We start from the raw sequence: 9,037 nt of genomic DNA on the forward strand, positions 1-9,037 counted from the left end.
GACAACCCGACCGGTCGTCCCCGCGAAGGCGGGGAAGAGGGAAAATCAGCTCAGCGCCACATTGACAGCCGATTCCGCCAGCTCGACGTTGAAACAGCGCTGGTAGAATTCAGCGACCAGCGGCCGCTCAAGCTCGTCGCATTTGTTGAGGAACGTGACGCGGAAGGCAAAGCCCAGATCGTCGAAGATCTCGGTGTTCTCCGCCCAGGTGATGACCGTGCGCGGGCTCATCACCGTGGACAGATCGCCGTTGGCGAAGGCGTTGCGCGTCAGATCGGCGAGCCGCACCATCTTGCCGACGATGTCGCGGCCTTCCGGCGTGCGATAGTGCCTGGCCTTGGCCAGAACGATCTCGACCTCGTTGTCATGCGGCAGATAGTTCAGCGTGGTGACGATATTCCAGCGATCCATCTGCGCCTGGTTAATCTGCTGAGTGCCATGATAAAGGCCCGAGGTGTCGCCGAGGCCGATGGTATTGGCGGTTGCGAACAGGCGGAACGCCGGATGCGGCTTGATGACCCGGCTCTGGTCGAGCAGCGTCAGCCGGCCAGAGGATTCCAGCACGCGCTGGATCACGAACATCACGTCCGGGCGGCCGGCATCGTACTCGTCAAAACATAGCGCCACGTTGTTCTGGTAGGCCCACGGCAGGATGCCGTCGCGGAATTCGGTGACTTGCTTGCCGTCCTTCACCACGATCGCGTCCTTGCCGACCAGATCGATCCGGCTGATGTGGCTGTCGAGATTGACGCGCACGCAGGGCCAGTTCAGCCGCGCCGCGACCTGCTCGATATGGGTCGATTTGCCGGTGCCGTGAAAGCCGGTAACCATGACGCGGCGATTCCTGGCGAAACCGGCCAGAATGGCGAGCGTGGTGGCGCGATCGAAGCGATAGTCCGGATCGACGTCGGGTACGTGCGGATCGGTTGCGGAATAGGCAGGGACCTCAAGATCGCTGTCGATCCCGAACACCTGCCGCACCGAGACCTTCATGTCCGGCAAACCTTCGGAGGTTTCGGTTTTGGTCATAGCGGCGGTCGTCATCAATCCTCCGAGGTTCGGGCGCGCTCCCGAAACCAGAACTGCGCGTGGCTTGCGGATGAGTGGGTCGCACGAAATTTAGCAGAGAGCGGAAGCCGGCAGAAGCCCACTGCGCGATCAAAGTTCCTTTTTGATATCATCAAGATATGCCCCGGCGGCGGATTTTGAAGGGCTGCCCGGCGAATCAGCGGAAGCTGCGCGGATGTCTTGCCGGACCGAACCCTCAACTATCGGGGGCGTTACCCCTCCCAGAGTATGCTAAAGGAGCCGGAAATCGGTCCCCCGGGACGCTGAAAGCGGAATTTCGTGAGTTCACTGATCGACCCACTGGTTGCGTTCGTCTCGGCCCACGCCTGGCTCGCCTATCTCACGATATTTCTCGCGGCGTTGCTCGAGGCGGTTCCGGTGCTGGGTTCGCTAGTGCCCGGCTCGACCATCATTCTCGCGCTGAGCGCGCTGATTCCCGGCGGCAACCTCCGACTGGCGGCGGTGCTGGCCGCCGCCGCATCCGGCGCCGTGCTCGGCGACGGGACGGCGTTCTGGATCGGCCACCGCTCCAAACATGAAATTCTCAGTGCATGGCCGATGTCCCGGTACCCCGGCGTGGTCGCGCAAAGCAAAGGGTTCTTCAACCGCTGGGGTACGCTCGCGGTATTCTTCGCGCGGTTCGTGCCGCCGGTCCGCGCCTTCGTGCCGATCACGGCCGGGGCGCTGGCGATGCCGCCGTCGCGATTTTATGCGGTGAACATTCCGGCGGTCCTGCTCTGGGCTCCCGCGCACGTCCTGCCCGGCGTGCTGGCGGTTTCGGCGCTGCATGAATATAGCGGACTGCCCCACCACACTCACATCGGCAAGCTCATCTGGATCCCCACGGTGATCGTCATTGCCGCGATCGTCGGCGCCACGACATGGTGGCGGCGCCGCCGGCGCGGCATTAACTTAGCCGCCAAAACCGCATCTGAACGAACCGGCTAACATTGGATCAATCATGACGAAACCTCTCGTGATTTCCATCCCGCATCGCCTCGGCAAGGATGAAGCGCTGCGCCGGATGAAGGCGGGACTCGACGGCGCCCGGACGCAATACGCCCAGTTCATCCAGGTCAACGAGGAAGTGTGGAGCGGCGACCGCCTGGCGTTTTCCGTCACCGCGATGAAGCAGCAGGTGTCAGGCCTCCTGGACGTGTTCGAGGATCATGTCCGTCTCGAAGTGACGCTGCCGTGGCTGCTCAACAGCCTGGCCCACGGAATTCAGAGCGTCATCCAGAAAAAGGGCACGCTGATGCTGGAGAAGAAGTAGAGCCGATGTCAGGGCATGCCCAACATCAGGCGCCGCGCACCACCGTCTTCAGATAATTGTACGCCTTGATGATCTCGATCAGGCGATCTTCCGTCGAGCGGTCGCCGCCATTGGCGTCGGGGTGATGCTGCTTCACCAGCATCTTGTATTTGGCCTTGACGGTTTCGAGCGTCGCGTCGGCGCCGAGCCCCATCACCTGCAGCGCTTTACGCTCCGCGTTGAAGATCTTGCGCGTCTCGGGTTTGGCCTCGGACCCCGCCCCGGGGCCCGGCCGCCACCTTCCGCGGCCATTGAGTTCGCCGAGCATGCTGAAGGGATCGGCCGTGCCGTCGAGATCGATCGTGTCGGTCTTGCCTTTGCCACGGGTGCCGTTGGCGCCCATCTTCCAGGTCGGACGGTGGCCGGTCAGCGCATCCTTCTGGTAACGCGCGACCGCCTCCGCATTCATGCCCTGGAAGAAATTGTAGGACTGGTTGTAAGCGCGGACATGATCGAGGCAAAAATGGAAATACCCACCTTCGTTGCCGCGGCCTTTCGGCGCGCGGTGTGATCCCCGGCTCTCGCAGCCGGGCCACTCGCAAGCGGCCGCTTCCTCGCGCGCGCGCGGCTGCTTCGCACCAGCCTTCGGGCCGGCCCTGGGCTTGATGCGGATGCTGTCGAAGAATTTTGATGTATCGATCGGCATGACCATCTTTGACACCGCAACGCTTTACGCTTCAAGTCTTGACATCGCATTTATTCCGTCAGGCGCGCGCCATTGACGGACAAGAGCGATGAGCGTTAAGTCGCGCGCCATGAGCGTCAAAGACAGCATCGCAAGGAAACTGAACGAGGCCTTCACGCCGGAGAGCCTCGACGTCGCCGACGAATCACATCTTCACGAAGGGCACGCCGGCCATCGGCCAGGCGGCGAAACGCATTTCCGGGTTAATATCGTGTCTCGGGCGTTCGAAGGGAAGAGCCGGGTCGATCGCCACCGCATGATCAATACGCTGCTCGCGGAGGAACTGGCGGGCAGCGTCCACGCGCTGGCGATCCGGGCGCTGGCGCCGGACGAACAGAAGCACTGAACGGGCCGGACGACCCGCCGCGGGATCTGGGACTCCAACGAAACCGGCCTGCCTCGCGCCTTTCGCGCCTACAATACTTAATGAATGACTTAATGAATGCCCCGCCTTCGCGCCGGCAAACCGATCCTTCGCGATTTGCGCATGCGGCGCACCCCGGAGCGGGGACAAGTAAAGTCTTTGGCGGCTTTCCGCCCGCATCCGGTTTCTTAGAAATATTGCAATCGATTACGCACGGCCTGCGAGCATTTCCGCCGATAAATTTGGACGTTGTTTTTATGGGAAATTAACCCGCTACTCAGAACATCGGAGCAAAATACCGCCGTCGTACGGTAGAACGCGAACGCAATGGAGCGTAGGCGCGCCGGGATTGACCAGCTGGGATCGTGTAATGTCCGAAGCAGCCTCAACGGCGCTGATCGTGGAACTGGAAAGTGCGGTGAAGGGCGGCTCGTCGGAGCGGCGGCTCCAGATGCTTCGCCAGGTCACCGATCTGTTCCTGTCCGATGCCGACAGGCTGAACGAAAACCAGATCGGCGTCTTCGACGACGTCCTTGTCCGTCTCATGGAGCAGATGGAAACGCGGGCGCTGGCGCAGCTCGGCACCACGCTTTCGGGTTCGAAAACCGCTCCGAGGGAAACCGTCCGTCAGCTTGCCTATCATGAGGAAGTATCCGTCGCAGCCCCGGTTCTGACGAAATCCGCCCGGCTGTCGGAAGGCGACCTGATCGAGATCGCCAATCTGCGGGGGCCGCAGCACCTGCTGGCCATCTCGCACCGTGACTCGCTGAGCGAGGGTATAACCGACGTGCTGCTCCGGCGCGGCGACCAGCAGGTCTCCCACGCGCTCGCCAAGAATGCGGGCGCCCGCTTCTCCGAATTCGGCTACGCTACCCTGGTTGAAAGCTCCGAAAAGGACGATGTGCTTGCCGAGAAACTGGGGCTGCGGATCGATATCCCGCTCAAGGTGCTGCGCGAACTTCTCTCCAGAGCCAGCGCCGCCGTCCGCGACCGCCTGCTGAAGGTCGCGCCGCCGGAGATGCGAGCGAAGATTCAGGAAGCGATCCGCGCGGTCGTCGAACAGATCGCATCACCTGCGCTGGCGCCGGAAGACTACACCGAATCGGAATCGATGGTCCTTGCCCTGAACCGGGCGGGAAAGCTTGGCGATCAAACCATCAACCGGTTTGCGATGCAGGGCGAATACAATCACATCATCGCAGCGCTTTCGCTTTTGAATTCCGTCAAAACCGAAGCGATCGAGCCGCTGATCGGCAATCCGCGTCCCGACGGGCTGATCGTCGCATGCAAGGCCGCCCGGCTCAACTGGTCAACCACCAGCATGATCCTGCGCAATCGGCCACATTGCCGTCCGCTGAACAAGCAGGACTTCGAGAACGGCCGGGAGGTGTTCGACGCGCTTTCACTGTCGTCGGCCCAACGCACGATCCGCTTCTGGTCGGCGCGCGGCTCGGCGAGGAAAGCCGATGCGCCGAACACGGCGGTCGCCATTTCGGACATCTGAGCCGTGAGTTGGGGCAACCGAAAAGCAGATCGGGTGACGTTCGCCACCGGCTATACCGTCCTGATGATGGGAATCGACGGAACATGGCAACGGTCATGCACCCTGCTGGACATCTCCAACAGCGGCGCGCGGCTTCAGGTGAAAGACTCGATCGAGGGACTGAACCTCAAGGAATTCTTCCTGCTGCTATCGTCGACCGGGCTGGCCTTTCGCCGTTGCGAACTCGTCCGCATCAATGGCGACGAGATCGGCGTCAAGTTCGTCGAGGACAAGGATACCGGCAAGAAGAAGAAAGGTCGCGCGCTCGCCAGATCCGATTCGTGACAGGCCGGAATCCGCGATCGTCCTTCGCTTTCAACCGACAACGCCGCTTGCCCGCACATCGGGCGCATTCGCTTTTGCGTGCCTTCCCGGAGGTTGCAAGCCGTCCTGACCGTTAGAGCCTTTCCGCTTCTGAGGGCATCAGAAGCGGGGCTCTCTGATTGTGATGTGATGATTGTGATTTGACGCGTTTTCTTCACGCGAACCGGTCTCAAAACGCCTAAGGCGCCATTCGCGCCTGCCTCGGTCTGTTCTCCATCGCTTCCGCCTCGCGCGACACCGGCTGGATGCGCAACGCGGTGATGCGGTTGCGCTCGCGGCGCAAAACCCGGAAGCGGAAACCGTGAAACGTAAAATTCTGGCCGCGCTCGGGGATCGAGCGCGCCTCGTGGATCACCAGTCCCGCGATCGTGGTCGCCTCCTCGTCCGGAAGATGCCAGTTCATGGCGCGATTGAGATCACGGATCGGCACCGAGCCGTCCACCACCACCGATCCGTCGGCCTGCTGCCGGACCCCGGCCACCACCACGTCGTGCTCGTCGGAAATGTCGCCGACGATTTCCTCCAGAACGTCTTCCAGCGTCACCATGCCCTCGACTTCGCCGTATTCGTCGACCACCAGCGCGAAATGGGTCTTGCGGCGGCGAAACGCCTTGAGCTGATCGGACACCGGGCGCATTTCCGGCACGAACCACGGCGGTAACGCGATGGCGCCGGCGTTGATGCGCGACAGGTCGCCGTCCGAGGCCAGGATCGCCCGCAACAGATCCTTGGCATGTAGCACCCCGATGATGTTTTCCGGCTTGTCGCGCCAGAGCGGAATACGGGTGTATTCACTCGCAAGCACCTCGCGCACCAGTTCCTCCGGCGGCAAGTCGGCATTGATCGTCACCATCGCCGTGCGATGGACCATCACGTCGGACACCGCGAGATCGCCGAAGCGAAACACGTTCTGGATGTATTCGGCCTCGCCGCTTTCGATCCCGCCGTGCTCGGCGGATTCGCCGACCAGTCCCTCCAGCTCCGCGCCGGTCAAGACGTCATGCTGCGAGACTTCCTTGACGCGAAGCGCGCGCAGGATGGCGCGCGACGCCGAATTGAGCAGCCAGTTCAGCGGAAAAAATAGCAGATAGGCCGCGTGAAGCGGATAGGCGATCCATTGCGACACCGGCTCGGGCTGGCGGATCGCCAACGTCTTCGGCACCTGTTCGCCGATCACGATATGCAGCGACGAGAACACCAGGAAGCCGGTGAGGAACGAGGTCAGGCGCAGCGCCGGTTCCGGCATGCCGAGCGGCCGCAGCAAGGGTTCGAGCAGCGCCGCCACCGTAGGCTCGCCGACCCAGCCAAGACCGAGAGACGCCATGGTGATGCCGAGCTGGCAGCAGGCGAGATAGGCCTCGATGTTGCCGACAATGTCATGCACGAGCCGCGCGCCGAATGCGCGGCGCTCAACCATGGCCTTGACGCGGAAGCCGCGGCTTTTCACCAGCGCGAATTCGGCCGCAACGAAGAACGCATTAGCGGCAAGCAGCAGCAATGCCAGCAATATCTGGAGGAGCGTCGAACTCATCGGGGGCCCATAACCATGCCGGACTATAACGTCTTCGTGCGAAGTGGGCACCGGTTCGCGCGAAGAAAAAGCGTCCTGTCAGAACAGAGCCACGCTGCTGATTCCAACTTCTCTGATTCCGAAAGTCCTAAGCCGGCGCGACGGCGAGCTTGGCGGCAAGAAAATCGCGAACCATCGCCGGTTCGACGTCGGACGCCACGACCGCCCGGCCGATCGCTTTCAGCAGGATGAAGGTGAGGCGGCCGCGCTTCACTTTCTTGTCTTGCGCCATCAGCGCCATAAGTCCGTCCGCGTCTGCCAGACCTTCCTGCCTGAAACCGGCGATGTCCTGCAACCGCGTCGGCAAGCCCGCCGCCGCCAGATGCCGCTGGATGCGGGACACATCAGTTTCCGCGATCATCCCGAGCCGGCACGACAATTCGGCGGCCAGCACCATGCCGATCGACACGCCCTCGCCGTGATAGAGCCGGTCGGAAAACCCGGTCGCGGTCTCCAGCGCATGACCGAAGGTGTGGCCGAGATTGAGCAGCGCCCGCTCGCCGGTCTCGCGCTCGTCGCGGGCAACGATAGCAGCCTTGGCGCGGCAACTGGCGGCAATCGCGTGTTCGCGCGCCGCCCCGCCCGTGACGATGTCGGCATGGTTGGTTTCCAGCCACGCGAAGAACGGCTCGTCGCCGAGCAGGCCGTATTTGGCGACCTCGGCATAGCCGGCGCGGAACTGGCGCGGCGACAGCGTGTCCAGAACGGCGGTGTCCGCGACCACCAAAATCGGCTGATGAAAAGCTCCGATCAGGTTCTTGCCCTGCGGGGAATTGATGCCGGTCTTGCCGCCCACCGATGAATCCACCTGCGCCAGCAGCGATGTCGGCACCTGCACGAAATCGACGCCGCGGCGAACGATCGCGGCGGCAAAGCCCGCGAGATCGCCGACCACGCCACCGCCGAGCGCCACAACGAGATCGTTGCGCTCGATCCTGGCCTTGATCAGTTCTTCACAGACAAACTCGAGGCCTTCGTAGCTTTTCGACCCCTCCCCTTCGCCGACGACGATCCGCGATGTCGCGATGCCGGCGCCTTGCAGCGCCGCCTCCGTCGGCCGCAGCCAATGGGTCGCAACGTTTTCGTCGGTCACGATCGCCACCCGCGCACCGGGCCGTAGCGCGGCGATTCGTTCGCCGAGCGAGGGCAGAATGCCTCGGCCGATCACGATGTCGTAGGAACGGTCGCCGAGCGCGACATCGACCGTGACCGGGTCGGGAGTTTTCAGCGGAGCAGTCATCGCGTTGGATCAAGTCCTTTGGTGTCAAAGTCTTTCGGTCGGTCGTCGGGGTCCGGGCGGCTTCAGTTCCGCCGGTCCGCGGCGGTCAGGCGGTGGTGAAGCAGGCCGATGCATTCATCGACGATCCGTTCATACGGCACGTCGCGCGATGCGATCGTAAGATCAGCCAGTTGGTAGACGGGCTGGCGCTCGGCGATAAGACGCCTGATCGTCGCGGCGGGATCGGCGGTTTGCAGCAGGGGTCGATCGGCGCGACGCCTGACCCGGCGCAGGACCACCTCGGCATCGGCCTTGAGCCAGATCGAGATCGCCCGCTCGGCGATGCGCGCGCGGGTCTCCTCGCGCAGCACGGCGCCACCGCCGGTCGCGAGCACCACCGGCCCGCCGCTCAGGAGCCGCGCGATCACCCGCGCCTCGCCGTCACGGAAATGCGGCTCGCCATGGGTTTCGAAAATTTCGGGAATCGACATCCCGGCGGCGAGTTCGATCTCGGCATCGGCGTCGACGAACCGCATCGCAAGGCGCGTCGCAAGCCGCCGGCCGATCGTGGACTTTCCGGCCCCCATCATCCCGACAAGCACCAGTGACCGCCCGCCGAGCGCCGCGACGATCGCGCGCTCCGGGGACGTGCCCGCACTGGCCGGTGAAACGGTTTCGGAGGTCAAAAGGCACCTGTCGGAACGCGGTTGAAGGCGTTGAGTTGATCCGGCCCCGGATTCCCGACATCCGATTAAGTGGAACGGATGCCGACCCGAGATTGGACCACCTCGTCTCGCCAGCTATACTACTCCCGTCGAGGGGGGTGCCAGAGACTCTTGCACCGACCCGGCGAACATGTTGGTACTCTCTAGTGGAGTGAATTTGACATTCGCTACCCACTTTGCAGCGAACGTGTCAGGCGAATGTCAAATTCAAAACTCCACTAGAAACC

The 9,037-nt window shown here is 62.9% G+C and carries 10 protein-coding genes; 5 read left to right on the forward strand and 5 right to left on the reverse strand.

Features of this window, described 5'->3' with window-relative positions:
- Positions 1-45 precede the first annotated feature (45 nt).
- Entirely contained in the window at positions 46-1,044 is a 999-nt protein-coding gene (gene cobS, locus BGO16_RS12205; RefSeq protein WP_292619014.1) for a cobaltochelatase subunit CobS, read from the reverse strand.
- A gap of 303 nt (positions 1,045-1,347) precedes the next feature.
- Here cobS and BGO16_RS12210 point away from each other — a divergent pair, with 303 nt between their 5' ends.
- Both BGO16_RS12210 and BGO16_RS12215 read left to right on the forward strand, forming a co-directional pair.
- The gene (locus BGO16_RS12210; protein WP_292619015.1) at positions 1,348-2,016 is read left to right on the forward strand and encodes a DedA family protein; all 669 of its coding nucleotides are present in this window, start codon (positions 1,348-1,350) and stop codon (positions 2,014-2,016) included.
- A 13-nt stretch (positions 2,017-2,029) separates the two neighbouring features.
- Entirely contained in the window at positions 2,030-2,341 is a 312-nt protein-coding gene (locus BGO16_RS12215; RefSeq protein ID WP_292619016.1) for a polyhydroxyalkanoic acid system family protein, read from the forward strand.
- Between the two features lie 25 nt (positions 2,342-2,366).
- Here BGO16_RS12215 and BGO16_RS12220 read toward each other — a convergent pair whose 3' ends face one another.
- Complete coding sequence (locus BGO16_RS12220) at positions 2,367-3,026, reverse strand: DnaJ domain-containing protein (RefSeq protein ID WP_292619017.1); 660 nt, start codon at positions 3,024-3,026, stop codon at positions 2,367-2,369.
- A gap of 109 nt (positions 3,027-3,135) precedes the next feature.
- Between BGO16_RS12220 and BGO16_RS12225 the strand changes: the two genes are divergently transcribed.
- From BGO16_RS12225 to BGO16_RS12235, 3 genes are all read left to right on the forward strand, one after another.
- The gene (locus BGO16_RS12225) at positions 3,136-3,411 is read left to right on the forward strand and encodes a BolA family protein (protein ID WP_292619033.1); all 276 of its coding nucleotides are present in this window, start codon (positions 3,136-3,138) and stop codon (positions 3,409-3,411) included.
- Between the two features lie 388 nt (positions 3,412-3,799).
- The gene (locus tag BGO16_RS12230) at positions 3,800-4,933 is read left to right on the forward strand and encodes a DUF2336 domain-containing protein (protein ID WP_292619018.1); all 1,134 of its coding nucleotides are present in this window, start codon (positions 3,800-3,802) and stop codon (positions 4,931-4,933) included.
- Between the two features lie 3 nt (positions 4,934-4,936).
- A complete protein-coding gene (locus tag BGO16_RS12235; RefSeq protein ID WP_292619019.1) occupies positions 4,937-5,257 on the forward strand; it encodes a PilZ domain-containing protein in 321 nt (106 codons plus the stop codon).
- 217 nt (positions 5,258-5,474) lie between these two features.
- Here the strand turns inward: BGO16_RS12235 and BGO16_RS12240 are convergent, their stop codons facing one another.
- The 3 genes from BGO16_RS12240 to BGO16_RS12250 all read right to left on the reverse strand — a co-directional run bounded on the left by BGO16_RS12240 (position 5,475) and on the right by BGO16_RS12250 (position 8,771).
- Complete coding sequence (locus tag BGO16_RS12240; RefSeq protein WP_292619020.1) at positions 5,475-6,827, reverse strand: hemolysin family protein; 1,353 nt, start codon at positions 6,825-6,827, stop codon at positions 5,475-5,477.
- A 127-nt stretch (positions 6,828-6,954) separates the two neighbouring features.
- Positions 6,955-8,106: a 3-dehydroquinate synthase gene (gene aroB, locus BGO16_RS12245; protein ID WP_292619021.1), complete on the reverse strand. Its 1,152-nt coding sequence runs from the start codon at positions 8,104-8,106 to the stop codon at positions 6,955-6,957.
- A 62-nt stretch (positions 8,107-8,168) separates the two neighbouring features.
- Positions 8,169-8,771, reverse strand: a complete 603-nt coding sequence (locus BGO16_RS12250) for a shikimate kinase (protein WP_292619022.1) — start codon at positions 8,769-8,771, stop codon at positions 8,169-8,171.
- Positions 8,772-9,037 lie beyond the last annotated feature (266 nt).

The sequence above is a fragment of the Nitrobacter sp. 62-23 genome (assembly GCF_001897285.1).
Taxonomy (GTDB): Bacteria; Pseudomonadota; Alphaproteobacteria; order Rhizobiales; family Xanthobacteraceae; genus Nitrobacter.

What these genes read in the sequence shown, in the direction of transcription:
- cobS (WP_292619014.1), bottom strand. Translation starts at nt 1,044, where the DNA reads ATGACGACCGCCGCTATGACCAAAACCGAAACCTCCGAAGGTTTGCCG.
- BGO16_RS12215 (WP_292619016.1), top strand. Translation starts at nt 2,030, where the DNA reads ATGACGAAACCTCTCGTGATTTCCATCCCGCATCGCCTCGGCAAGGAT.
- BGO16_RS12220 (WP_292619017.1), bottom strand. Translation starts at nt 3,026, where the DNA reads ATGCCGATCGATACATCAAAATTCTTCGACAGCATCCGCATCAAGCCC.
- BGO16_RS12225 (WP_292619033.1), top strand. Translation starts at nt 3,136, where the DNA reads ATGAGCGTCAAAGACAGCATCGCAAGGAAACTGAACGAGGCCTTCACG.
- BGO16_RS12230 (WP_292619018.1), top strand. Translation starts at nt 3,800, where the DNA reads ATGTCCGAAGCAGCCTCAACGGCGCTGATCGTGGAACTGGAAAGTGCG.
- BGO16_RS12240 (WP_292619020.1), bottom strand. Translation starts at nt 6,827, where the DNA reads ATGAGTTCGACGCTCCTCCAGATATTGCTGGCATTGCTGCTGCTTGCC.
- aroB (WP_292619021.1), bottom strand. Translation starts at nt 8,106, where the DNA reads ATGACTGCTCCGCTGAAAACTCCCGACCCGGTCACGGTCGATGTCGCG.